Source organism: Actinomadura monticuli (assembly GCF_041463655.1).
Lineage (GTDB): Bacteria > Actinomycetota > Actinomycetes > Streptosporangiales > Streptosporangiaceae > Spirillospora > Spirillospora monticuli.
Map to the genome: position 1 here is coordinate 202,192 of NZ_JAXCEI010000006.1, position 24,448 is coordinate 226,639.

Consider the following 24,448-nt stretch of genomic DNA (forward strand, 5'->3'; position numbering starts at 1 on the left):
ACAACCCCGGTGATCGCCTCGCTCAGGAGCCGTCATGGGATACCCCCCACCCCCACCCGCCGCTCCCGGCGGCCCCGGCTACGGCCCACCGCCCCCCGGCTACGGCGGATACCAGCACGGCGCCCCGCCCGCGCAGCCGTACGCGCCCGGACGTCCCGCTCCCGGGTACGGGCCTCCGCCGCAGCAGGGCGGCTACCCGCCACCGCAGCAGGCATATCCGCAGCAGCAGGCATATCCGCCCCAGGGGTATGCGCAGCAGCAGGGGTACCCGCCCCAGCAGGCGGGCTACCCGCAGCAGCAGGTGCCCCAGCATGCCGCCCCCGACATCTACGCCTCGCCGATCCTCGTCTACGACCAGCCGGCGCAGTTCTTCTCGACCGAGGCCAACTACACGATCTGGAGCCCGCAGGGGCAGCCCGCCGCCCACGTCCGGGAAGAAGGCGTGAGCGGCGCCAAGAAGGCGTTCCGGGTCATCAACCAGGCCAGCCAGACCAAGGCCGAGCGCAAGCTGACGATCTACCGTCCCGACGGCATGCCGTACTTCCACTTCTACAAGCCGTACGGGTTCATGGGCACGCCCAGGATGCAGGTGCTCACCGCGCAGGGCGGCCTCATCGGCCACCTGCGCAAGCGCGCGATGCGCGGCTGGGAGATCCTCACCGCCCAGGAGCAGCAGATCGGCTACTACGAGTTGCTGAGCGGCCGGGTCACCGACTGGCAGCAGCAGGAGATCGCCCGCATCCAGCGCGGCTTCGACGGCATGGGCGAGCTGCTCTCCCAGATGTTCACCGGCGCCGACCGCTACGTCCTGCGGATGTACGCCCAGCAGGCGGAACCGATGCGCACGCTGCTGCTGGCCTGCCCGCTGGCCTTCGACACCGCCGTCTCCCAGAACCGCAGCATCGGCGGCTGGCTCTAGGCGGCCCCATGGAGACCGCATCGGATGGCGGCGCCGCCAAGGCCCCTCGGCGCCGTCACCCGGTGCCCCCCGGCACCCGGAGGCCGTGAACGCCACAGGCCCCGGCCGGGAAGCCGGGGCCTGTGGCGGTGAACGGAGCCGGAACGGGGATGGCTCGTTCAGCGGACCTTCGGGACCTCGCCGAAGACGGGAGCGACCTGCGTCCAGCGGTGGAGCTGGCAGCCGTCCTGGCGGGTGAACTTCGTGTCGACGTCCTTGCCCTGCCAGGTGCCCTTGACCGTGGCGATCTCAGGACCGCCGTAGATCTTGGTGCACATCGCGTCCTTGGGGACGGGCTTGAAGGGTTCCTTGGCCTTGGTCAGGGCCGCGCACGCGTCGGCGGCCTTCGGATGGGTGCCGCCTGGAGGATCGCAGGTCAGCTTCCAGGACGTGGCGGGGGCCTCCGCGGAGGCCCTGACGGTGATGGTGAGCGATTCCGCCGAGGTGCCGGAGGGCTGCACGGACGTGGTGCCCGAGGGCTCCGCGGCGGGGTTTCCGTTGGCCTGTTCGTCGCCGCAGGCCGCCAGGCTCAGGAGCATGGCCAGCCCGGGCGCTGCGAAAAGGAGCGTCCGATACCGCATGCGTGATTCGACGCGGGGCGGGTTCGCGCGGTTCCATGGGGGTGTGATGAATTTCGGGGAAGACGTACCGGCCGTGGTCGCGGCGGACGTCCCGCAGGACGGCTACCTGCTGGACGTCCGGGAGCAGGACGAGTGGGACGCGGGCCACGCGCCCGAGGCCGTCCACATCCCGATGCGGCAGCTGGGCGACCGCGCCGGTGAGATCCCCCGCGACCGGGAGGTCTACGTGATCTGCCGGTCGGGCGCGCGGTCCGCGCAGGTGACGGTCGCGCTCAACCAGGCGGGCTGGCTGGCGCGGAACGTCGACGGCGGGATGCAGGGCTGGGCTCAGGCCGGGCGGCCGATGGAGGGCGCCGGCGACGGCCCGCCGTTCGTCGCCTGACCTCACCCTGTATGCCCTCTTTTGAGGGATGACGGGCGGTTGTACGATCGGGACCGACCGATAACCGCGGGAGCTCGGGCCACAAGCCGGGCTGAGAGGGCGGCCTCCAGGGCGTCGCCGACCGCAGGAACCTGTCCGGGTAATGCCGGCGTAGGGAGTGTGCGTCCCGTGACGTCCGATGTCGAGAAGCGCCCTGCGGGCGATCGCCCGAGCAACGAGGCCCCCTTCACCCTCGACGAACCCGCCCCCAAGGTCCTCGGGTTCTGGGACCAGAGCGCGTTCTGGGCCAACCTCGGGGTCAGCCTTCTGGCCTTCTCCGGGGCCTACACCGTCCTCGCGCCGGGCGCGGACGGGCGGCCGACCATCTCGATCACGGCGGGCATCGTCGCGATGGCCGTCGGGACGGCCATCGGCGGGCTGATGCTCGGTCTCGCCGCCGTCCCCGGCGCGCGCACCGGCCAGCCTGCCATGGTGCTGCTGCGCGGCCTGTTCGGCGCGCGGCTGTCGTACGCGCCGACGGTCCTGAACGTCGCGCAGCTCGTCGGCTGGGGGACGTTCGAGCTGATCGTCATCGCGGACGCGGCCCGCGAGCTGTGGGACGGGGTGCCGCGCTGGGGCTACGTGGTCGCCGCCGGGGCGATCACCACGGTGCTGACCATCTGGCCGCTCGGCTCGGTCCGCCTGCTGCGCCGCTACGTGACGGTCGCGGTGGCGATCGCGCTCGTCTACTTCTATGTCGAACTCGTCCGGCAGCCGCTGCCCGACCTGACGCAGGGGTCGTGGGGCGGCTTCTGGATCGGGGCGGACGCGGCGCTGGCGGTGTCGATCTCCTGGGTGCCGGTCGCCGCCGACTACACCCGGCATTCCCGGACGGAACGGGCGGCGTTCGGCGCCGCGTCCGTCGGCTACTCGGTCACGCAGATCGTCGCCTACGTCCTCGGCCTGCTGGCGCTCGCGCTGGTGGCGGGCGACAGCACCCGGATCTTCGACCCCTTCCTCGGCGCCACGCTCGGCGTGGTCTTCTTCGCGATCTTCGTGCTGCGGGAGGCGGACCAGTCGTTCGCCGACACCTACTCGACCGCCGTGTCCATCCAGAACCTGTTCCCGCGCGCCGACCGCCGCGTGCTGAGCGTCCTGCTCGGCGCCGGCATCACCGTCCTCGCGCTGGTCCTGGACATCGGCGACTACGCGGGCTTCCTCACCCTGATCGGCTCGGTCTTCGTCCCGATGCTGGGCGTCCTGGCGGCCGACTTCTTCCTCGGCCGCCGCGCACGCGCCGCCGCCCCGTCCGGCGCGGACGCGGAATCCCCGTCCGGGCGGGAGGCCGCGGCACGGCTGGACGGGTGGGACGTGTCGCGGCGGGCGCCGTCGCGGTGGGGGATGATCGCGGCCTGGGCGGTCGGGTTCGTCGTCTACCAGCTGATCAACCCGGGCACGGTCGCGCGCTGGGCGGGGTTCTGGCGGGACGTGCGGGACGTGCTGCACTTCGCTCCGCAGAGCTGGATGAGCGCCTCGCTGCTGTCGTTCCTGGTCGCCGCGGTCGCGGCCCTCCTCATCGGGCGGATTACCAGGCGGTAGCCTTACCAAAAGGTAAGGTTCACGTGGCAACTTTCGATGCAAGTTACCCGGCGGCGTGCCGGAGTCCGGTGGCACGATGACAGGCGTGTACCAGCACGTCCACGATCCGATCGCGCGGGCCGTCATCGAGAGCGCCGCCGACGCCATCGTGGCCGTCGACCAGCGGCATCGCGTGACCGTGTGGAACCCGGCCGCCGAGCGCATGTTCGGCTGGAGCGCCGCGGAGATGGCCGGGCGCGTTCCGCCGATCGTCCCGGACGAGCTGAAGGCCGAGCACAACGCCGTCCAGGAACGGCTCCTCACCCGGCCCGCCGGCGAGGGCGAGAGCGGCCAGATCTCGATCGCGACCCGCCGCTTCCACCGGGACGGCCGCCTCATCGACGTGCGCATCGACACGAGCCTGCTGAAGGACCCGAACGGGACGCTGCTCGGCTGGGTGGGCGTGTACCACCCGGTCGAGGAGGACGAGATCGTCCAGCACCACATGGCCGAGCGGGCCCGGCTCGTCCGGCGGCTGAACGACATCATCGCCGACCTGAACGCCGAGCTCGACCTCGGCGTCGTCCTCGACCGGATCACCGCCGCGCTCATCGAGCTGACCGGCGCCGACGCGGCCGGGTTCGTCCGGATCGAGGGCGACCGGCTGCGGCTGGTCAGCATGTCCGGGCTGCCCGAGCACATGCGCGGACGGGCGGCGGAGCTGCGGACGAGCCTGGTCGGCGAACTGCTGCGGTCCGGCAAGACGGTCAAGCTCGCGACCGGAGAGCAGCGGCTCAGCGACCTGATCTGGTCTGAACTGCCCGGTCTGCACACGATCGCGCTGGGCCTGTCCTACCTGCAGAACCGGCCGTACGGCGCGCTCTACGCGCTCTTCTCCGGCAGCAAGGCCGGACACACCGAGCTCGAACTGCTGGAACTGCTCGCCGGGCACGCCGGGGTCGCGGTCGGCAACGCCGTCGCGTACGCGGAGGTCGTCCGGCAGCGGGCGCACGAGCGCGCGGTGATCGACTCCAGCGCCGACGGCATCGCGGTGCTCGACCAGGACCTCGTCGTCCGGCAGTGGAACCCGGCGGCGCACGCCCTCACCGGCATCCCGCCGCAGGACGCGATCGGCCGCCCGCTGGCGTTCGGCATGCCCGCGCTCGGCGAGATGCTCACGTTCCGGCTGGAGTCCGGGACGTGGCTGAACGTGCTGGCCGCAGAGATCGAGGAGACCGGCGAGCTGGTCGTCGACTTCCGCGACGTGTCCGAGGCGAAGGCCCTGGAGGAGGCCAAGGACCTGTTCCTCGCCACCACCAGCCACGAGCTGCGCACGCCCATCACGGTCGTGCAGGGCTTCGCGTCCACGCTGGTCAACCGGTGGGACGAGATGGTCGACGGCGACCGCCGCGCGGCCGTCGCCACGATCGCCGAGCGCGCCCAGTCCCTCGGCCGCCTCGTCGAGCACCTCCTCCTCGGCTCGCGCGCGGGCGCCGACGAGCTGGCCGTGACGATCGAGTCGTTCGACCTGACCCGGGTTCTGGAAGGGGTCGTCGCGGGGTTCCGGTCCCTGTCGCCCCTGCACCGCGTGGAGCTGGAGATCGCGCCCGGCCTGCCGTCCTGCCGGGGGGACGCGATGGCGACCGACATCGTTCTCGGGCAGCTCCTGGAGAACGCGTTCAAGTACTCACCGGACGGCGGGACGGTCAGCGTCCGCGCCCAGTGCGAGGGCGCCGACATCGTCGTGACGGTCGAGGACGAGGGGATCGGCATCCCCGCCGGCGACCATGAGCGGATCTTCGAGCGGTTCGTCCAGGGCGAGTCCGGCGACCGCCGGCGTTTCGGCGGCATCGGGCTCGGCCTGTACATCGTCAAACGGCTCACAGAAGCACAAGGCGGGAGAATCTCAGCCCATTCCGCAGAACGTGAGAGATATCACACTCACATCGGCAAGGCTTCGATAGGCCGTGAAGGAGCCGAAATGGAACGGGCCACTCACCGTCCGAACACGCTTCTCCAGTCCGCGGCCGGCCGCGGACCCGCAGGTGGCGCGCGTGCGGGCGACGGAACCTGCATGCGCCTCGTGCTGCGGAGCGCCGAATGACCCGCCGTGGTCACTCACCGTGACGACACTGCCTCGGGTGCGACCGGGTGAGACCGTTGTGACCTGGGCGTTTTGCGGTCTCAACGGGTGGCAACCTGGGCTGGTGCGAGAAAGTACGGTGACCGCGGCGTGTGACGGACGAAACGCGTGCGTGAGGAGTAAGTCCGCCGTTGGCTGGATAGATCCTTTGATGGTTGCCGTTGGCGACGAGATTCCGCTCCGGGGGTGATCACCGTGACCGGACGGCCGGTGACTCGTTGTGCTGGTGATGAACTGAATCGGCCGGGTTTCCGGTCACGGCCATCAGGGCATTTCGGTCGTACCGGAAGAGCGGTGACGGGACTCGTCCGAGTAAACGGAACCACGGGGAGGTGAGGGCGTCGAGCGTCGTACTGCTGCCACACGCGCCGTCCAGCGTCGCGGTCGCCCGCAGGCGCCTCAGCTCGGAGCTGGTCGACTCGGGCGTCTACGAGTCCGTCGTGGACGATGCGAGCGTCATCGTCAGCGAGCTCATCAGCAACGCCCTCCGGCATGCCAGGCCGCTGCCGTGCGGCCAGGTCAGGGTCTGCTGGCTGCGGCGCGGCGACGTCCTCGAACTCGAGGTCAGCGACGGCGGCGCCATGACCGAGCCGCGGCGCGGCCCGAGCACGCTCTCCTCGCTCGGCGGGCGCGGGCTCGGCATCGTCGAGGCCCTGTCCGACGGCTGGGGCGTGCGCCACGAGGAAGGCGCCACGACGGTCTGGGCCGTCCTGCGCACTCCCAGGTCATCGGGCGACACCGGACGTACCGCCCCCGCCGGGATGCACGCCGTCGTCCCCGATCTGGCCGAATTCCCGGACCTCCTGGACGACACGGACGAAGATCTGTGCCGCGAAACCAGGAATGAAACGGCTACAAGTAGGGCATATCCGGCGTAAGAGGACCCCGCCTGGAAGGAACCCCGCCCTACCTTGTATGGTCCTCCCAAGCTCGGGCGCTGTCGTGCCCCCGTCGACACCGCCCGAGCTGTTTATATTTCTTTGCTCTCGGCGTCGGCCCGGGGGGCCTCCTTCAACGAGCAAAGTGCGATCGCTGCATCGCTTCGGCTCGCCTTGCGGCTCACTGCGCGATCAGGTTTCTCGCAGGCTCGAAACCTGCCTTCGGACGCGATCGCAACGTCCCGCTCCCCGCGACCTCGGCTTACGGACGATCACCTCGCGGCTTGCGGGTGTTCGGCCGCCGGTCGATGTCAGCGCGCCCGCACCGGCTGCCGCGTCCTTCTGTACCGCGTTATGGGTGTGCGAACCGGCGGGTCAGATGTCGTCGCGGAGGGTGGGGCAGGACATGCAGCGGGGGCCGCCTCGGCCGGTGCCCAGTTCGCTGCCGCTGATGCGGATGACCTCGATGCCGGACGCCTCCAGTTGGGCGTTCGTCTCGATGTTGCGTTCGTAGGCGACGCATAGGCGGGGGGCTACGGCGAGGGTGTTGTTGCCGTCGTCCCATTGCTCGCGTTCGGCGGTCACCGGGTCCAGGCCGGTGTCGATGACCTTCAGGCGGTCGACTCGCATCGCCTCTGCGGCGGCCTCCAGGAAGGGGCGTGGTTCGGAGACGCGCAGGTCGCCGTCGGCGAGGGTGACCTTGTGGGCCATCAGGGAGTGCGCGACCGGCGGGTACATGACGACGGTGTCCACGTCGACCATGGTGCAGACCGTGTCCAGATGCATGGTCGCGCGTTCCTGGGCGATCGGGACCGCCAGGACGGTGTGCGCCAGGTCGGCGGCGAAGACCTGGCGCGCCAGGCGCTCCACGCCGGCGGGGGTCGTCCGCTCGCCGGTTCCCACCGCGATCACGCCGGGGGCCAGGAGGAGGACGTCCCCGCCCTCGACGTGTTCCAGGGACGGCGAGTACACCGGCTCGACCCCGGCGAAGCGCGGGTGGTGGGCGTAGACGAGGCCGGTCAGGGCCGACTCGCGGCGCCGGGCCTCCATGGCGAGGCTCGTCACCGCCACGCGGTCGCCGATCCAGGTGCTGTTGTCGCGGGTGAACAGCAGGCCGGGCAGGGGGTCGACGATGAAGTCGAGCGTGTCCATGAGGCGGTAGACGAGCCCGTGCCCGGCTTTCAGCTCCTCGTGGGCCAGGCCGCCGATGAGCGTCTGGGTGAGGTTCTCCGGGTCGAGGTCGCGCAGGTGGTCCTCGACGATGCGGCGGAGCTGGTCGCCGAGGCGGAGGTCCACGATGGCGTCGGCGATCGCCTGATCGCGCGCCGCCTCGTACTCCAGCGCGTCCTGCAGCAGTTCGGTCAGGTAGAGGACCTCGACGCCGCGCGAGCGCAGGGCCTCAGCGAACGCGTCGTGCTCCTCCTGGGCGCGGCCGGCCCACGGGATCGCGTCGAACAGCAGCTTGTCGCTGTTGCGCGGGGTGAGCCGCTTGAGCTCCGCGCCGGGACGGTGCAGCAGGACGGTCCGCAGCCGTCCGACCTCGCTGGTGACCCGGTGCTCGTGCACTGCCTTCGCTGCCGTCACGCTTCGCAGTCTAAGCGTGTGCCACCATGCGGGAGTGATCGGGAGGACGGCGGCGCTGCCGCTTCACCTCACGTCGGCGACGCTGCTGCGCGTGTCGGCGGAGGGCGTCGCGACGGCGCTGGTCCTGACCGTCCAGGCGCGGACGGGCGACGCCGCCACCGCCGGATACCTGCAGACCGCCATGACGCTGCCGTACGTGCTCAGCGGCCCGATCATCGGCAACGCGCTGGACCGGGTGGCGCGACCGCGTACCGTCGCGGTGGCCCTCGCCGCCTGCTACGCCCTCGCGACCGGCGTGCTGCTGGCGATGGCGGGAAGCTCGCCCCTGGTCCTCGCGCTCTGCGTCGCCGCCGTGATCGGCTGCACCGAGCCGATCGTCGTGGCGCTGACCAGTCTGCTGCCCCGGTTCGTCCCGGCCGGACGTCTGTCGCGGGCTTACGGCCTGGAGGCGTCCAGCTACAACCTCGCCGGGATCGCGGGCCCGGGTCTGGCCGCCGCGCTCGCCGGGGCGGCCGGGGGACAGTACGCGGGCACGGCCGTGGTCGCCGCCGGGGTGCTGGGCCTGCTGGCACTGCCGCTCCTCCCCTTCCCCGGCCCGGACGTCACCCCGGACGAGGAGCCCCCGAAGGCCGCGAGCGCGGTCGGCGTCGCCGGGGCGGACGCGGGCAGCACGGCGGAGATGGCCTCGTCCGCCCAGGCGGAGGCGGGGACGCCGCGGGCCGGCCCGTGGTTCTCGGTGATCACCGGCGGGCTCGTCGTGCTGGCCGAGGGGCGGGTGCTGCGGGCGCTGACCGTGGCCACCACCCTCGCCTGGATGGGATTCGGCGGGGTCGCGGTGACGGCCGTGCTGCTCGCCGAGCACATCGGGGCCGCGCCGAGCGCGGGCGGGCGGCTGCTCGTGGCGCTGGCGGTCGGGTCGCTGATCGGGTCGCTCGCGTCCAGCCGGTGGCTCACGCCGAAGCACGCGGAGCCGGTCATGCTCGCCGGGCTGGTCGCGTTCGGGGCGTCGCTCGCCGCGCTGGCCGTGGCGCCGTCGATGCCGTGGGCGACGGCGGCGTTCGTCGCGGCGGGGATCTCGGAGGGGCCGGTGTTCGCGGCGACGCTGATGCTCCGGCAGCGCGAGTCGCCGCCGGACCGGCTCGGCCAGGTCAACACGACGGGAGGCAGCCTCAAGATCGGCGCGTCGGCGGTGGGCGCCGCGCTGACGGCCGCCGCGGCGGACGCGATCGGCCCCGTCGGCCTGGTCCTGGCGATCGCCGCCTTTCAGTTCGCGGGCGCGGCGGCCGGTTTCCTCCTTCTGCGCGTTCCGCCGGACGAGTCGAGCGCCGGCCCGCGCGGATAGCCGCGGTGGAAAACCGGTCGACTCGGCGCGCGGCGGTCCGTAGGGTGCGGAGCATGTTCTTCGCAGCCGGCACCAGGACGCTCGCGGGCATCAGCCCGCTGAGCGCGGTGCCGGCTGCCTTCTCGGCAGCCGCAGCGGACGCGGTCGTCGCCGGCGGCCTGCGGGTCGCCTGTGGTGGGACGACCCCCCACACCCCCCGGTTCGCTGCGCTCGTCCGAAGCTGACCCCTCTCCGTCCAGCCCCTCCGGAGAACCAGCGGAGGGGGGTGTCGCAAGCACGGGTTCTCACCGGATCCACCAGTGAGGACGACGACGATGGCGAAGCAGGTCTACGAGCGCGACAAGCCCCACATCAACATCGGGACGATGGGGCACGTCGACCACGGCAAGACGACGCTGACCGCGGCGATCACGAAGGTGCTCGCCGAGCGCGGGCTGGCGTCCGCGGTGCCGTTCGAGCGCATCGACCGCGCCCCCGAGGAGCGCGACCGGGGCATCACGATCAACGCCGCGCACGTCCAGTACGCGACCGCGACCAGGCACTACGCCCACGTCGACATGCCAGGCCATGCCGACTACATGAAGAACATGATCTCCGGTGCCGCGCAGGTGGACGGGGCCGTCCTCGTGGTGTCCGCGCAGGACGGGGCCATGCCGCAGACGCGGGAGCACGTCGTCCTCGCGCGGCAGGTCGGCGTCGAGCACATCGTGGTGGCGCTGAACAAGGCCGACATGGTCGAGGACACCGAGCTCCTCGACCTCGTCGAGCTGGAGGTCAGGGACCTGCTGTCCGAGTACGGGTTCCCCGGCGAGGAGGTGCCGATCGTGCGCGTGTCCGGGCTGCGGGCGCTGGAGGGCGACCCGTACTGGACGGCGCGGATCGGCGACCTGCTCGACGCGATCGACGGCTACGTGCCCGTCCCGCGACGGGTGCTGGACGAGCCGTTCCTCCTGCCGGTCGAGAGCGTCCTCACGATCACCGGGCGCGGCACCGTCGTGACCGGGGTCGTGGCGCAGGGCTCGATCCGGGTCGGGGACGCGGTCGAGGTCGTCGGGCTCGGCGACACGTTCGGCTCCGTCGCGACGGGGCTGGAGACGTTCGGGCAGACGATGGACCGCGCCGAGGCCGGCGACGACACGGCGATGCTGCTGCGCGGCGTCAAGCGGGACCAGGTCCGGCGCGGGCAGGTGATCAGCACGCCGGGCGCGATCCGGCCGCACCTGCGGTTCCGGGCGCGGGTCCGGGTGCTGACCGCCGGCGAGGGCGGACGGTCCAGGCCGTTCTTCCACGGCTACCGGCCGCAGTTCCACTTCCGCACGACGGACGTGGTCGGCGGCGTCGACCTCGGCGGCGACGGCGGCATGGCGCTGCCCGGCGACACCGTCGAGATGGCCGTCGAGCTGGGCCGCCCGGTCGCGATGACCGAGGGGCTCGGCTTCGCGATCCGCGAGGGCGGCCGGACGGTCGGCGCCGGCACGGTCACCGAGCTGATCGGCTAGCGGCCCGATCGGCCGCGGGGCGGGGGCCCGGCGGAGGCATCCGCCGGGCCCCCTAGCCTTGAGGACGCCGGAAAAGTCCCATCATGAGTGACCGCATGGTCGCGAAGCACTGGCGAATGCGATCTTGATGTGGTGGGATTCCGGCATTACCCCCGCAGATAGCCCCTTTCTGGAGAACGTGTGCGATCCCCCCGCGCCCTGATCCCTCTGCTCTCGGTCTGCGCCGCCGCCGCGGTCGTCGCCGCGGCCGCCACCGGCGCGACCATCGAGGGCCTACCGGGCGGCGGCGACTCCGCCCACGCCGACGGGGCGGCCGAGCCCCCGGCCGCCGTGACGGTCAACGCGGTCACCTGGAACGTGTGCGGCGTCCCCGGCTGCCCGTCCGGCGCCGCGCCCGCGAAGCTCACCAAGCAGGTCGTGCAGCGGACGCGCGCCACCGAGGTCGGCGGGCGCAAGGTCAAGACCAACGCCGTCCTCCTGCAGGAGGTCTGCGAGGGCCACGTGCGCGCCTTCAAGAAGACCATGGCCACCTGGACGTGGGCGTTCGCCGCGTCCCCCGGCGGCGCGGCCTGCGCGCAGGGCCAGGGCCGGTCCGGCGTCGCCATCGGCACCGAAGCCCCGCTCACCGAGCCCCGCCAGGCCAAGCTCCCCGCGCCCGCCGGCCGGGCCCGCGTCGCCCTGTGCGGCGAGGTCCCCTCCTGGACGACCCGCGTGTGCGTCACGCAGCTCAGCCCGTCCGAGGGCGGCGACTGGCGGCTGAAGGAGGCCCGCGCGCTCGCGACCCTCGCCGGCGGCGGCCGCGTCCTTCTCGGCGGCGACTTCGCCGACAGCCCCGACAGCCCCGCCCTCGACCCGCTCTACGGCGCCTACGCCGAGTGCGACCAGTCCGGCTCGTCCCGCACCGGCGCGATGACCCGGCAGAACTGGCAGGGCACCGCCGTGGAGAAGACCGACTACCTGTTCATCACGAAGTCGGCCACCGCCTCCTGCAGCGTCCCCGCGAACCCCACCAAGGCGTCCGACCACCGCCCCATGTCCGCCGAGGTCCGCTTCAACTGAACCGGCGAGGCCGCCGGCGCCGGGGCGTACCCGGCCCGGCGGCCCCGTGCGCGGTCCCGGTGAACCCCTCTAGTGCACCCCGCGGTCCTCGTCCTGCCAGTAGGGGGCGCGGAGCTCGCGCTTGAGGATCTTGCCGGTGGGGTTGCGGGGGATCTCGTCGCGGCGTTCGACGGAGGTCGGGCACTTGAAGTGGGCCAGGTGCTCGCGGCAGTAGTCGATGATCTCCTTCTCGGAGACGTCCGACGTCAGCACGACGATGGCCTTCGGGGTCTCGCCCCAGCGCTCGGACGGGACGCCGATGACGGCGCAGTCGGAGATGTCCGGGTGGCTCATCAGGACGTTCTCGACCTCCGCCGGGTAGATGTTCTCCCCGCCCGAGATGATCATGTCCTTGACCCGGTCGTGGATGTAGAGGTAGCCGTCCTCGTCGAGGTAGCCGGCGTCGCCGGTGCGGAACCAGTTGTCCTCGGACAGCGCGGCGGCGGTCGCCTCCGGCATCCCCCAGTACCCCTTCATGTTCTGCGGGGTCCGGCAGAGGATCTCGCCGACCCGCCCGGGGGGCACCTCCTCCTGCGTCGCCGGGTCGACGATCTTGAGAGTGGTGGTGGAGTTGGCGAGCCCCGCGCTGCGCAGCCGGTGCGGGTTGGGGCCGTCCGGGTCGTGGTCGTCGGCGGGCAGCATCGTGATCGCGCCGGTGACCTCCGTCAGCCCGTACACCTGCATGAACCGCGTGTTCGGCAGCATCCGCATGGCGCCGCGCAGCACGTCCTCGCTGATCGGGGACGCGCCGTACAGCATGAGCCGCAGGCTCGACAGGTCGCACTCGGCGACCTCGGGGATCAGCTGCATGAACTGCAGCAGGACCGGGACGAGGAAGATGTGCGTGACCCGGTTCCGCTCGATGGCGTGGGCGATCAGGGTCGGGTCGGGCTCGCGCGCGATGACGCCCGTGATCGTGTTGTAGACGGCGGACACGGTGAGGACGTTGCCCGCGACGTGGTACATCGGCATCGCGACCATCAGCACCGACGTGTCGTCGATGTCCCACACGTCGGTGGTCACGCTCAGCGACGCGAAGAAGTTGTCGTGCGTGAGCATGACGCCCTTGGGCAGGCCCGTCGTGCCGGACGAGTACAGCTGGACGAACACGTCCGAGGTCTCGGGCTCGTGGTCGGGCGGGGTGTCGGGCGCCCCGTCGATCCAGGCGGCGTAGTCCTCGTAGGCGTGTCCGGAGCCGCCGATGACCACCATGTGGGTGGTGTGTTCGAGCTTGCCGGCGACCGCGTCCAGGACGGGGACGAACTCGGGCCCGACGATGACGACCTTCGCCTGCGCGTTGTTGACGATGTAGGCGACCTCGTCGGGGGCCAGCCGGTAGTTCACCGGGACCTGGACGGCGCCGATGCGCGCCGCGCCGAACAGCTGCTCGGCGTATTCGAGGGAGTTCTTGTCGAGGATCGCGACCCGGTCGCCGTACCCCACGCCCGCGGCCGAGAGCGCGTTGGCGACCTGGTCGGCGCGCCGGTCGAAGTCTCCGAACGTGATCTGTGCGTCGCCCGCGACGTACGCGATGCGATCGGGATGTGAGCGCGCGCGTTCGCGCAGAACCTCTGTCAGACCCGGCACGGTGTGTCCCTTCGCCGATGACCGCCTGGTTATTCCGGCATCATGCGGTCACCGGCGACGCCCCGCAAGGGGAATGAGCTGCTTGTCAGTGGCTTTTGGACATCTTGGACACGGCGGTCACGGCGAGTACCACGATGACGGCGACGAGTCCGATGAAGAAGAAGAACTTCAGCATCGAGATGATGGCGCCGACCACCGTCATGGCCAGCCACACCGCGAGCACAACACCGATGATGGTCAGAATCGTCTTACCCATGCCTCCACCGTATGCGGCGTCCCCGCCGAGGGCATCACCCTTGGGGACGACCCTGGACGCGCTCGTCCCCGCCGTCCGGCGGAGCCCGACCCTGACGCACCCCGAGGGCGCACCCTGACCCGTTTCAGGGACGGGCGCCGGCACGACTTCTTACGAGGTGGTGACGGGACGCGCGGGAACGCCGGCCGCCGCCTAGCGTGAGGGAGTGAAATCCGTGAGCCCCGCCGGCCGCGTCCTGGTGGTCGACGACGACCCGACCGTGGCGGAGGTCGTCGCCCGCTACTTGGCCCGCGACGGGCACGAGGTGATCTGCGTCGCCGACGGCCCCGCCGCGCTGCGCAGGGCGCTCGACCACCCTCCGGACCTCGTCGTCCTCGACCTGATGCTGCCCGGCATGGACGGCCTGGAGGTGTGCCGCAGGCTCCGCGAGACCTCGGCCGTCCCGATCGTGATGCTGACGGCGCTCGGCACGGAGACCGACCGGCTCGTCGGGCTGGAGACCGGCGCCGACGACTACGTGACCAAGCCGTTCAGCCCGCGCGAGCTGGCGCTGCGCGTGCGGTCGGTGCTGCGCCGGGCGCGCGGCGCGCTGGTCCCGGCCGGGCCGTCCGGGCCGCTGCGCGACGGCGGCCTCGTCGTGGACGTCGGCGCGCACGAGGCGGGGCTGAACGGCGCGCGGCTCGCGCTCACGTCCCGCGAGTTCGATCTGCTGGCGTTCCTGCTGCGCCACCCGAGGCAGGCGTTCACCCGCGACGAGCTGCTCGAACGCGTCTGGGACTGGACGTTCGGCGACTCGTCCACGGTGACCGTCCACGTGCGCCGGCTGCGCGAGAAGATCGAGGACGATCCGACGGCGCCGCGCCGCATCGTCACCGTGTGGGGCGTCGGCTACCGCTACGAACCAGTCGAGAAGGCGACGAATGATCCCCTTTGAAGATCTCCTCTGGGTCGTCTTCTACGCGGTGCTGGCCGCGTTCACCGTCGCGGCCGTGGCGCTCGCCGCCCTGTACGGGCTGCGCGGGCGCTCGGTCGCCACGCAGCTGACCGTGGTGGGCGTGGCGACGGTGCTGGCGACGATCTCCGGCATCCTCGTGATCTCGTTCATGATGGTGCTGAACGACCATGACCGGTCGGTCGTCCTCGCGGTGGTGACGTCCGCGGGCCTGGTCGCGATGGCCGTGTCGGTGCTGCTCGGGCGCCGCCTGGTGGCCGCGAACCGGACGCTCGTGGAGGCCGTCCGCGCCGATCGGTTCCGGCCGCCGGCCGCGCGGCTGCCCGCCGAGCTGGCCGAGCTGTCGCGGGAGCTGGAGGCCGCCTACGACCGGCTGGCCGCGTCCCACGAGCGCGAGCAGGCCCTGGAGGCGAGCCGCCGCGAGCTGGTCGCCTGGGTGAGCCACGACCTGCGCACCCCGCTGGCCGGCCTGCGCGCGATGGCCGAGGCCCTGGAGGACGAGGTCGTCGCCGACGAGCGGACCGTCCGGCGCTACCACGGGCGCATCCGGGTCGAGGTGGAGCGGCTCACGGAGATGGTGGACGACCTGTTCGAGCTGTCCCGGATCCACGCGGGGGCGCTGCGCCTGTCCCGCGCGCGGGTCGGCCTCGCCGACCTGGTCGCGGAGGCGGTCGCGGGCACCGAGGCGCTCGCCCGCGCGAAGGGCGTGCGGCTGCGCGGCGACGTCCGCGAGGGCCTGCCCGTCCAGGTGGACGCGGGCGAGCTGGGCCGCGCGCTCCGCAACCTCGTCGTCAACGCGATCCGGCACACGCCGAGCGACGGCGCCGTCGAGATCATCGGCGAGGTGCGCGGCGGGGAGGCGCGGGTGACGGTGGCCGACGCCTGCGGCGGCATCCCCGAGGACGACCTGCCGCGCGTGTTCGACGTGGCGTTCCGCGGCGAGGCGGCCCGCACCCCGGGCGGCGGCGCCGGCCTCGGCCTCGCCATCGCCCGCGGCATCGTCGAGGCGCACGCCGGACGCATCGGCGTCGCGAACGACGGCCCCGGCTGCCGCTTCGAGGTCCGCCTGCCGCTCACCGCCTGAGGGCGCGGGCCGCCCGGCCGCTCAGGGGTCGACGGACTCGGCGATCGCGCGGAAGGTGGGGCAGGGCCAGCGGGACATGCAGGCCCGGCAGCGCCGGATGGGGCGTTCGGGATCGCTGGTGATGCCGCCGGCCTCCTGCGGGCGGTGCAGGTCGAGCAGCCGGACGCCGAGGTCGGCGAACGCGAGGACCTCCTCCCGGGCGCCGGCGAGGAAGGCGAGGTCCTCGCGGGACAGCCGCGTCCGGACGGGGACGAAGCCGCTGCGGTTCACCAGCCGGGACAGCACCTGGGTGGACGTCCGCCACGAGCTCGACTTCGCCGACCGCGCCCGGATCGCCTCCAGGCGCTCGCGCAGCCGCGTCTCTCTCGGATCGGCCTTCTGTTGCACGTGCTCAGCCTCTCTCACTCCCGGGCCCCGTGAGAGGGGAACCGGGGAGATCGCGCGACCGGCGCCGAGGCGGCGCCGCACCCGAAACCGGGTCATCACCATACGTAGTTATCAAAGCGTGCGGGACTGGCAAGGCGGCGACACGCCCCGGAAACGCCCACGCCACAGGGGACTTGGCGAACCGCCTGGCTCCCGTGCCGTTCCCGAGATAGTGTGCCGAACGTGGAGCTAAACGTCTCGACCGCGTCTCAAGGGGGTCACGCCGTCGTCACGGCGACCGGCGAGCTGGACCTGTACACCGCGCCCAGGCTGCAGGCGGCCCTCGCGGGGCTGCTTCGCGAGCAGGCCACCCGCATCGTGGTCGACATGAGCGGCGTCGAGTTCTGCGACTCGACGGGAATGAACGTGCTGCTCTCCGCCATGAAGCGGCTCAAGGAGCAGGGCGGCTCGCTGGAGCTGGCCGCCCCGCGTCCCGCCGTGCGGCGGATCCTGCAGGTCACCGGGCTCGACACCGTGTTCACCGTGACCAAGGCGGCGCCCGTCCTGGACGCCGGCTGACCGCCGGACATCCGTCCCGCCGAACTGGGGCGGCCCGCGGGATGAACCCCGGGGGTCGCCGCGTCGGCGCGCCGGTAACGGTTCGCCGCCGCATGCCGTGCCGAGCCGCGCCGCGCGCCCGTCCCCGACTACCATCGCCGATATGCAGGACGTAGCGGTGATCATCCCGGCCAAGGACGAAGCCGACCGCATCGCGGCCACGGTCAAGGCCGCGCAGGAGCTGCCCGGCGCCGCCCTCGTGGTGGTGGTCGACGACGGCTCGTCCGACGCGACCGGCCGGGTGGCCCGCGAGGCCGGGGCCAGGGTCGTGCGGCACAGCCGCAACCGCGGCAAGGGCGCCGCGATGGAGAGCGGCGCCGAGGCCGTGCGGCTGCTCGACGGGATCGACGCGGACGGCCGCGACCAGCCCCGCCACCTGCTCTTCCTCGACGCCGACCTCGCCGAGACCGCCCGCGAGGCGGCGCCGCTCGTCGAACCCGTCCGGGCCGGCGACGCCGACATGACGATCGCGGTGTTCACCACGACGGTGAAGCTCGGCGGGCACGGCTTCGTCGTGCGGCTGTCCCGCGAGGGCATCCGCCGCGCCACCGGCTGGGAGCCGGACGCCCCGCTCAACGGCCAGCGCTGCCTCACCCGGGCCGCGTTCGACGCGGCGCTGCCGCTCGCCGCCGGGTTCGGCGTCGAGACCGCCCTCACCATCGACCTGCTGCGGCAGGGGTTCCGGGTGCGGGAGGTCGAGGTGCCGCTGGCGCACCGCGCCACCGGTACCGACTGGCGGGCCCAGCTGCATCGCGGCCGCCAGTTCCGGGACGTGGCGCGGGCGCTCGCCGTCCGCGAGCCGGCGGTGGCGCGGCGGCTCGGCCGGGCGCGTGGCAGCCGCCCGTGACCCGTCTCGGGACGGGCGGGCTGTGGGGCCTCGGGACCGGCATCGCCTGCTTCCTCGGCACCGCCCTCCTCGGTCCGTCGGTGTTCCAGCCCGAACTGGAGGGATCGCGCGCCCACCCGCCGTACGCGCTGGCCGTCCACCCGTCGCCGTACCTGGTGATCGGGCTGGTCGTCGCGGGGATCGTCGCGAGCACCGCGGGCCTCGGGCTGTGCTTCGCCGCCGTCCGGAAGGGCTGGCGCGTCCCGGCGCGGGCGCTGGTCGCGGCCGGGCTGCTGGCGGCGGTCGCGTTCATGTGCATGCCGCCGGTCGGGTCCACCGACCACCTGAACTACGCCTCCTACGGACGGATGGCGGCGACGGGCCACGACCCGTACGCCACCAGCGCCGACGACCTGCCCAGGGACCCGGTCGCCGGGGCGCCCGAGGAGTGGCGGACGACGCCGTCGGTGTACGGGCCGATCGCGACGGGCGTGCAGGCGGTCGCCGCCTGGGCGGGTGACGGCTCCGTCCGGCTGACCGTGTTCGTCATGTCGGTGGTGAACGTCCTCGCGTTCGCGGTGACGGCGCTGATCCTCTACCGGACGTCCCGGAGCGAGGAGCGGCGGCTCCGCACCGCGCTGCTGTGGACGTGCAACCCGCTCGTGCTCTTCCACCTGGTCGCGGGCGCGCACAACGACGTCCTCGCGATCGCGCCGATGGTGGCGGCGCTCGCCGTCTTCGGGCACCGGGCCGGCTGGGTGCGCGCCCTGGCCGCCGGAGCCCTCGCCGGCGTCGGCGCCGCGATCAAGCTGCCGGCCGTGCTCGTCGCGGGCGGCCCCGCCTGGACGCTGGTCCGGGCGCGGAGCCGGCGCTCGCTCGGCGGCCTGGTCGCGCTGGCCGGCGGCGCCCTGGCCGTCATCGCGGCCTCGTACGCGCTCGCCGGGCCGCACGCGCTCGACCAGGTCCGCGAGGCGAGCAACATGGTGTCGTTCGCGACCCCCTGGCACCTGCTGGACGAGTCGCTCGGCAAGGGCTCGCAGCGCGACATCATCAAGACGGGCGCGCTGCTGCTCGGGCTGGTGCTGTTCCTGCTGCTCATCCGGGCCCTCCCCAAAGAGGACCTGCCCAGAGAGGACCCGCCCGCGGGGGACGGGACGGGAGGCGACGCGGGCGAGCACCGCCGCGTGGCCGCCGCGCTCGCCCTCGCCTGGCTCCTCGTCGCGCCCTACGCGCTGCCCTGGTACGACGGGTTCGGCTGGGCGCTGCTGGCGCTGCTGCCCTGGACGCGGATCGACTGGATCCTGCTCGCCCACACCGCGGCGCTCAGCCTCGCCTACCTGCCGGCCCGCGCCCCCGCCCGCATCCGGCTCCCGGACGACCTGGAGTGGCTGTTCACCGTCGTCAGGCCGACGGTGATCCCGTGGACGCTTCTCGCGATTCTGACCGCCCTGGTGGCGGCGTGTCTGCGTTCCTCAGGTCGATCTCCAGCGACCGGAGCCCGGCCGCGAGCATCAGCGGGGTCGCCAGGCTGAACGCCACCGACAGGATCACCACGCCGGAGTCGTTCACCAGCGTTCCGATGACGCCGACGGCCAGCGCGCAGATCAGCGCCGGGCGCATCGACAGGCTGTGCTTGTAGGCGCCCTGCAGCAGCGACACCCGCCACCGCGTCGGCCGCGCCAGGACGAAGAACAGGAACACGACGGCCGCGGCGACCGCGAGGGTGTACGGCCAGTACCCGAGGCTGTTCAGCATCGCGTTGAACTTGCGGGTGACGATGCCCCAGGCGTCCCCGTCCATGAGGTCCTGCCAGAACCGGCCGAGGTGCGTCGGGTTGGCGCTGCGCGCGTTCAGGTAGGAGATGAACAGCACGATCGCCGCGCCGGCGGCGAAGAAGATCCCGAGCCGGAGCGCGGAGACGCGCTGCCCGGCGACCATCAGGCCGAGCATCGCGAACGCCGGGACGATCGCCAGCACGCCGCCGAAGTCGCTGCCGAACGCGGGCAGGCCGTCCACGACGACGGCGAACACGCCGATCACCGCGACGATCCCGACCGCGATCGCCTTGCGGCGCCGCCGCAGCGGATACTCCGTCAGCCATGCCGCCGTCAGGATCGCGGCGACCGCGAACAGCGAGAACGCCTGGTTGCCGAAGCCGTAGAAGCGGCCGGCGACCAGCGCCGTGTACCCCATCAGGGTGTTGAGCTGGAGGTTGGAGCCGGTCATCACGTCCAGCGCGAGGACGGTGCCCGTCACCCCGGTGATCACCAGCCCGGGGACGACCACGGAGCGCCGCCACGGACCCGCCAGCGCCACACCGGTCAGCAGCCCCGCGAAGCCCAGCACGGTGCAGATCAGCACCGGTGTCGGGTGCTCGGCCCGCCACCACGGCAGCAGCCCGGCGAGGAACGACGCGCCCGGCGCCGCCCCGCCCAGCAGCGCTATCACGCGGGTGCCGCCCAGTATCCGCGCCCGCGACCGGCGGTCGCCGCCGAGGCGCCGCAGCGCGAGCACGGCGACCCCGTACAGGACGAGCTGCGTCGCGAACAGCACCCAGTAGAACGACGTCTGCACGGTGCGGATGGCCTGCGCGGCGACGTCCTCGTCCACGAGCGCGTCGATCCGGTCCTGCGTGGACGCCTTCGACGGCTGCGACGTCCACACCGACCCGACGGCCTGCTTCGGCTGCGGCAGCCCGAGGAGCTTCAGCGTCGTCGCGGTGAGGTCGGTCAGCGTGACCAGGCCCTCCTGCCGGGTCGCGCTGGACGTCATGAAGCCGGGCCCGTACCCGCCGCCCTTCGCGACGGCGACGCGCAGATGCGGGTCGACGCCCGTGTCGGACAGCCCCACGAGCAGGATGGTCGTGCCCTGGGGGACGCCCGTGACGACCTGCGCGACGCGCCGGTCGGCGTCGGCCGCGGCGTCGGCGCGCACCGCCTCCGACAGCGGGATCTGATCGCCGCGCGGGTCGACGCCCGCGTCGATGTAGGCGCGGAACAGGTCGTCGACGTCCACGGCGGCGAGCGGGCAGCGCACCCAGTCCTCGGCGGTGACCTTGTCGGGGGACGCGATGTAGCGGTCGACCCGCCCGCCGCCGTCGCCCGCGCCGAACACCGCGCCGGGCCCGACCGCCGTCGTGCAGCCGCCCGCCTTGTGCACGGCCTCGCCGAGCAGCCCGATCTCGGCGTGGTAGTTGGTGCCCGCGTTGTCGCTCTTGATGGCCGGCCAGCCCGCGGCGATCGCGCCGCCCGCCGGCACCGGGCCGGTGGGGGAGACCTGGCCGGGCAGGATCGGCGCGGACGGCAGCGCGCAGTCGCCGTGCGGCAGCCGGGACCGCTGCCCCGCCGACAGGGTCAGCCAGCCGTCCGTGGGGCAGGTGTTGACCCGGGTCGTCCGGACGCTCAGGCCCGCGGCGGAGCCCTCGGCCGTCAGCCCCCACAGCGCGGGCGTGTTCTCCCGGCTGATGTCGCTCCACATGAGCCCCGGCACCCCGACGATCACGACGCGCCCGGTCGCGGCGGCGGCCGCCTCGGCCTCCGCGGGCGACCAGCCGAGGACCCCGGTCAGCAGCGTGGCGAGGGTCGCCAGGAACACGGCGATCTTCGTCCCCCGGCGCATCATGGCGATCAGGCTACCGGCTCCCGGGCGAGGCTCCGGGCCGGGCCGGAGGAGCCGCACCACCGCGCGGGGGCCCTATCCTGCGGCTGTGGACGGTCCCATGGCGCAACAGGTCGGCCCCGATGCGCGACAGGCCGGCGGGGCCCGGGGCGGACGGTCACGCCTGCTGCTCGCGTGCGCCGGTCTCGCCGTCGCCGTGCTCGCGGTCGTGCCCATCGCGGGCCAGTGGCTCACCAACCCGCCCGACCAGCGGCTCGTCGACCTGGAGGTCTACCGGGAGGGCGGGCTCGCCGTGCTGCGCGGCGCGCCGCTGTACGACTTCCTCACGCAGCCGCCGCAACTGCTGCCGTTCACCTACCCGCCGATCGCCGCCGTGCTCGCCGTCCCGTTCACGCTGCTCCCCTGGGGGGCCGCGCAGTGGGTGTGGGTCGGGCTCATCTACCTCGCGCTGGCGATCGCGGTCTGGTACGCCTTCCGCGACCTCATCCGCCGGACCGGGCGCTGGGCGCCGCTCACCGCCGGCGTCCTGTTCGCCGCGACGGCCTGGCTCGACCCCGTCCGCGACCAGGTCCGGTTCGGGCAGGTCGGGCTGTTCCTCCTCGCCATGTGCCTCGCCGACTGCTGCGCGCGCACGCCCCGCTGGCCGCGCGGCGCGCTCGTCGGGCTCGCCGTGGCGATCAAGCTGGTGCCGGGCGTCTTCCTCATCTACTTCCTCATCACCGGACGGCGGGACGCGCTGGTCAACTCGGTGCTCACCGCCGCCGCCGCGACGCTGGCCGGGTTCGCGCTGCTGCCCGCCGACTCGTCCGCCTACTGGTTCGGCGCGCTGCTGCAGGGCGGCGACCGGACGGGCGCGGTCGACGGCACCACCAACCAGGCGATCCACGGGATCGTCGCGCGGATCTTCGACGAGGGGCCCGTCCGGACGGTGGTGTGGCTCGTCCTCGCCCTGGTCGTCGCCTATGCCGGTTTCGGCTGGGCGCGCCGCGTCACGCTCGCCGCCGACGGGCTGACCGGGCCGGCCGCGAACAGCACGCTGCTCGCAGGCGTGGCGATCGTCGGCCTGCTGTCCGTCGTGCTGTCCCCCGTGGGGTGGATTCACCACCTTGTCTGGATGATCGCGGTGATCGGGGCTTTGGCTGGTGATGGCCGGGACACGCGAAGATGTCTTCTCGCGTTCGGGCTGTGGTTCCTGTTCCTGTGGCCGCTGCCCTGGTGGGGACGCGCGTGGATCGGCCCGGAGCACTCAGTGATCGCGGAATTCGCGGGCCAGGTCCTGCGCGACTCGTTCGGCATCGCCGCGCTCGCGTCCATCGCCGTCCTCGGCACCTGGCTGGTTAAACGGGCGAAACCGGACATCGATCAGGGGGATTCTTCGCAACCGAAGGCCGGGGTGGGTACGCTCGCCCCGTGATGCTTGTCGCGGTGGCCGTCGCGGGGCTGGTCGCCGGTGTCGCGGGGCTGTCCATCGCGGTGGTCGCGCACAACCGGGTCAACCAGGTCGTCGACGAGTGCGGGGAAATGCTCAGGCGCCAGCTCCAGGTCGCCAGCGGATCGGTGGACGAGCGCGCGCTGCGCGACCTTGCCATCGTCCACTACGACGCGCTCAAGGAGATGTCCGGGCACCGCTCGTTCTCCCTCGCCCTGATCAACGCGGTCGGGGACGGGGTCGTCCTCAGCTCCATCAACGGGCGGACCGAGACGCGCACGTACGCCAAGGTCGTCCAGGCCGGGCACCCGGTCGAGACGCTCTCCCCCGAGGAGAGCCACGCCCTGCGCGCGGCCCGGCTCGGCAAGGGCCCGATCGTGTCGATGGACGACCCGCTCGCCGACTTCGGCAGCGGCGACCGCACGTCCGCGCGCGCCTGACCCGTCCCGGCCGCGGCGCCGCCCGGCCGCACCGGGACGGCAAGTAAACTCGGTGTGTTCAGCGACACCACACGCCCCGGGGGACTTCCGTGACCGCAGACATCAGGCCAGCGCGCTACGCCTACCTGGGTCCGCAGGGCACGTTCACCGAGGCCGCGCTGCTGACCCTGCCCGGCGCCGCCGCGGCCGAGCACATCCCGTACGCGACCGTCCCGGCCGTCCTCGAAGCCCTGCGCAACGACGAGGCCGACACCGCCGTCGTCGCGCTGGAGAACTCCGTCGAGGGCTCCGTCCCCACCACGCTGGACGAGCTGGCCACCGGCGAGCCCCTCCAGATCGTCGGCGAGATCCACCTGCCGGTCTCGTTCGCGCTGCTCGTCCGCCCCGGGACCGCGCTGGCCGACATCAAGACCGTCGCGTCGCATCCGATCGCGCAGCCGCAGTGCCGCCACTGGCTGCTGGAGAACGTCCCGGACGCCGAATGGCGCGCCGCGACGTCCAACGCCGAGGCCGCGCAGCACGTCGCCGACGGCCACTACGACGCCGCGCTCGCCGGCTCGTTCGCCGCCGCCCGCTACGGGCTGTCCGTCCTCGCCGAGGACATCCACGACGTCGCCGACGCCGTCACCCGCTTCGTCGTCCTGCACCGCCCCTGCCCGCCGCCCGCCCCCACGGGCACCGACAAGACGACCGTCGTCGCGTTCATCGGCGAGGACCACCCGGGCGCCCTGCTGGAGATCCTCACCGAGTTCTCCGTGCGCGGCATCAACCTGACGCTGATCCAGTCGCGCCCGACCGGCGCCGGCCTCGGCTCCTACCTCTTCTGGATGGACTTCGAGGGCCACGTCGCCGACGCCCGCGTCGGCGAGGCCCTGATGGGCCTGCGCCGCGTCTGCGCCGACCTCCGCTTCGTCGGCTCCTACGCCCGCGCCGACGGCGTCCGCCCCGACATCCGCCGCGGCACCCACGACACCGACTTCACCGAAGCCGCCACCTGGCTCACCGACATCCGCACCGGCGGCTCCTCCTGACCCCTGACCTGCCCGTTCATGCAGCGGTGCAGTTCTTGCGAAGATGTCCGGTCGTCGAGGGGCTCTTCAAGGCGCACTTCACCGATCGCCGCTCGGTGTTCGACCACCACTCCCTGGTGGAGGTCGTGGCGGAGGCGGGCCGGGACGCGGCCGAAGCGCGCGACGTGCTCACGTCCAGCCGGCGGTGACCAAAGTGTGATCACCCGCCGTAAACCGGAA

The 24,448-nt window shown here is 72.7% G+C and carries 23 protein-coding genes and 1 pseudogene; 18 read left to right on the forward strand and 6 right to left on the reverse strand.

Annotated elements, in window-relative coordinates; all coding sequences use genetic code 11:
• Positions 1-34: 34 nt before the first annotated feature.
• Positions 35-919 carry an LURP-one-related/scramblase family protein gene (locus SM611_RS15505; protein WP_371950234.1) on the forward strand — a complete coding sequence of 295 codons (885 nt, stop codon included), beginning with the start codon at positions 35-37 and terminating at the stop codon, positions 917-919.
• Positions 920-1,077: 158 nt separating this feature from the next.
• Here the strand turns inward: SM611_RS15505 and SM611_RS15510 are convergent, their stop codons facing one another.
• Positions 1,078-1,497: an SSI family serine proteinase inhibitor gene (locus SM611_RS15510; RefSeq protein ID WP_371950235.1), complete on the reverse strand. Its 420-nt coding sequence runs from the start codon at positions 1,495-1,497 to the stop codon at positions 1,078-1,080.
• An 88-nt stretch (positions 1,498-1,585) separates the two neighbouring features.
• Here SM611_RS15510 and SM611_RS15515 point away from each other — a divergent pair, with 88 nt between their 5' ends.
• The 4 genes from SM611_RS15515 to SM611_RS15530 all read left to right on the forward strand — a co-directional run bounded on the left by SM611_RS15515 (position 1,586) and on the right by SM611_RS15530 (position 6,499).
• Positions 1,586-1,921, forward strand: coding sequence for a rhodanese-like domain-containing protein (locus SM611_RS15515; protein ID WP_371950236.1), 336 nt, complete (start codon positions 1,586-1,588; stop codon positions 1,919-1,921).
• Positions 1,922-2,089: 168 nt separating this feature from the next.
• Entirely contained in the window at positions 2,090-3,499 is a 1,410-nt protein-coding gene (locus tag SM611_RS15520) for a purine-cytosine permease family protein (protein WP_371950237.1), read from the forward strand.
• A gap of 85 nt (positions 3,500-3,584) precedes the next feature.
• Positions 3,585-5,582, forward strand: a complete 1,998-nt coding sequence (locus tag SM611_RS15525) for a PAS domain S-box protein (RefSeq protein WP_371950238.1) — start codon at positions 3,585-3,587, stop codon at positions 5,580-5,582.
• A gap of 371 nt (positions 5,583-5,953) precedes the next feature.
• Entirely contained in the window at positions 5,954-6,499 is a 546-nt protein-coding gene (locus tag SM611_RS15530) for an ATP-binding protein (protein WP_371950239.1), read from the forward strand.
• Between the two features lie 375 nt (positions 6,500-6,874).
• On the opposite strand, the gene SM611_RS15535 is transcribed toward SM611_RS15530, so the two are convergent.
• Positions 6,875-8,083 carry an arginine deiminase gene (locus SM611_RS15535; protein WP_371950240.1) on the reverse strand — a complete coding sequence of 403 codons (1,209 nt, stop codon included), beginning with the start codon at positions 8,081-8,083 and terminating at the stop codon, positions 6,875-6,877.
• Between the two features lie 34 nt (positions 8,084-8,117).
• Here SM611_RS15535 and SM611_RS15540 point away from each other — a divergent pair, with 34 nt between their 5' ends.
• The 4 genes from SM611_RS15540 (at position 8,118) to SM611_RS15555 (ending at position 11,983) form a co-directional block, all read left to right on the forward strand.
• The gene (locus SM611_RS15540) at positions 8,118-9,425 is read left to right on the forward strand and encodes an MFS transporter (RefSeq protein WP_371950241.1); all 1,308 of its coding nucleotides are present in this window, start codon (positions 8,118-8,120) and stop codon (positions 9,423-9,425) included.
• A 53-nt stretch (positions 9,426-9,478) separates the two neighbouring features.
• Complete coding sequence (locus SM611_RS15545) at positions 9,479-9,649, forward strand: hypothetical protein (protein WP_371950242.1); 171 nt, start codon at positions 9,479-9,481, stop codon at positions 9,647-9,649.
• A gap of 90 nt (positions 9,650-9,739) precedes the next feature.
• Positions 9,740-10,924 carry an elongation factor Tu gene (gene tuf / locus SM611_RS15550; protein ID WP_371950243.1) on the forward strand — a complete coding sequence of 395 codons (1,185 nt, stop codon included), beginning with the start codon at positions 9,740-9,742 and terminating at the stop codon, positions 10,922-10,924.
• Between the two features lie 180 nt (positions 10,925-11,104).
• Positions 11,105-11,983 carry an endonuclease/exonuclease/phosphatase family protein gene (locus tag SM611_RS15555; RefSeq protein ID WP_371950244.1) on the forward strand — a complete coding sequence of 293 codons (879 nt, stop codon included), beginning with the start codon at positions 11,105-11,107 and terminating at the stop codon, positions 11,981-11,983.
• 69 nt (positions 11,984-12,052) lie between these two features.
• Here SM611_RS15555 and SM611_RS15560 read toward each other — a convergent pair whose 3' ends face one another.
• Both SM611_RS15560 and SM611_RS15565 read right to left on the reverse strand, forming a co-directional pair.
• Positions 12,053-13,609 carry a long-chain-fatty-acid--CoA ligase gene (locus tag SM611_RS15560; RefSeq protein ID WP_371950245.1) on the reverse strand — a complete coding sequence of 519 codons (1,557 nt, stop codon included), beginning with the start codon at positions 13,607-13,609 and terminating at the stop codon, positions 12,053-12,055.
• An 85-nt stretch (positions 13,610-13,694) separates the two neighbouring features.
• Positions 13,695-13,865, reverse strand: a complete 171-nt coding sequence (locus SM611_RS15565) for a hypothetical protein (RefSeq protein ID WP_371950246.1) — start codon at positions 13,863-13,865, stop codon at positions 13,695-13,697.
• A gap of 214 nt (positions 13,866-14,079) precedes the next feature.
• Between SM611_RS15565 and SM611_RS15570 the strand changes: the two genes are divergently transcribed.
• Entirely contained in the window at positions 14,080-14,799 is a 720-nt protein-coding gene (locus SM611_RS15570; protein ID WP_371950247.1) for a response regulator, read from the forward strand.
• Entirely contained in the window at positions 14,786-15,901 is a 1,116-nt protein-coding gene (locus tag SM611_RS15575) for a sensor histidine kinase (protein WP_371950248.1), read from the forward strand. Before SM611_RS15570 ends, SM611_RS15575 begins: the two co-directional genes overlap by 14 nt.
• A 21-nt stretch (positions 15,902-15,922) precedes the next feature.
• Here the strand turns inward: SM611_RS15575 and SM611_RS15580 are convergent, their stop codons facing one another.
• Positions 15,923-16,288 (reverse strand): hypothetical protein, encoded by a 366-nt coding sequence (locus SM611_RS15580; protein ID WP_371950249.1) that lies wholly within the window; start codon positions 16,286-16,288, stop codon positions 15,923-15,925.
• A gap of 222 nt (positions 16,289-16,510) precedes the next feature.
• Between SM611_RS15580 and SM611_RS15585 the strand changes: the two genes are divergently transcribed.
• The 3 genes and pseudogenes from SM611_RS15585 to mptB form a co-directional block, all read left to right on the forward strand.
• Positions 16,511-16,846, forward strand: a complete 336-nt coding sequence (locus SM611_RS15585; protein ID WP_371950250.1) for an STAS domain-containing protein — start codon at positions 16,511-16,513, stop codon at positions 16,844-16,846.
• A 142-nt stretch (positions 16,847-16,988) separates the two neighbouring features.
• The gene (locus tag SM611_RS15590; RefSeq protein WP_371950251.1) at positions 16,989-17,732 is read left to right on the forward strand and encodes a glycosyltransferase family 2 protein; all 744 of its coding nucleotides are present in this window, start codon (positions 16,989-16,991) and stop codon (positions 17,730-17,732) included.
• 80 nt (positions 17,733-17,812) lie between these two features.
• Positions 17,813-18,658, forward strand: a pseudogene (gene mptB, locus SM611_RS15595) (polyprenol phosphomannose-dependent alpha 1,6 mannosyltransferase MptB); the annotation flags it as partial.
• A gap of 454 nt (positions 18,659-19,112) precedes the next feature.
• Here mptB and SM611_RS15600 read toward each other — a convergent pair.
• Complete coding sequence (locus tag SM611_RS15600; protein ID WP_371950252.1) at positions 19,113-21,332, reverse strand: hypothetical protein; 2,220 nt, start codon at positions 21,330-21,332, stop codon at positions 19,113-19,115.
• 85 nt (positions 21,333-21,417) lie between these two features.
• On the opposite strand from SM611_RS15600, the gene SM611_RS15605 reads away from it, so the two are divergent.
• The 4 genes from SM611_RS15605 to SM611_RS15620 all read left to right on the forward strand — a co-directional run bounded on the left by SM611_RS15605 (position 21,418) and on the right by SM611_RS15620 (position 24,417).
• A complete protein-coding gene (locus tag SM611_RS15605; RefSeq protein ID WP_371950253.1) occupies positions 21,418-22,743 on the forward strand; it encodes a glycosyltransferase 87 family protein in 1,326 nt (441 codons plus the stop codon).
• Positions 22,743-23,198 (forward strand): DUF4446 family protein, encoded by a 456-nt coding sequence (locus SM611_RS15610; protein WP_371950497.1) that lies wholly within the window; start codon positions 22,743-22,745, stop codon positions 23,196-23,198. The genes SM611_RS15605 and SM611_RS15610 overlap by 1 nt, the downstream gene beginning before the upstream one ends.
• An 89-nt stretch (positions 23,199-23,287) precedes the next feature.
• Positions 23,288-24,229, forward strand: a complete 942-nt coding sequence (gene pheA / locus SM611_RS15615; RefSeq protein ID WP_371950254.1) for a prephenate dehydratase — start codon at positions 23,288-23,290, stop codon at positions 24,227-24,229.
• 26 nt (positions 24,230-24,255) lie between these two features.
• Positions 24,256-24,417, forward strand: coding sequence for a thioredoxin domain-containing protein (locus SM611_RS15620; protein WP_371950255.1), 162 nt, complete (start codon positions 24,256-24,258; stop codon positions 24,415-24,417).
• Positions 24,418-24,448: the final 31 nt, after the last annotated feature.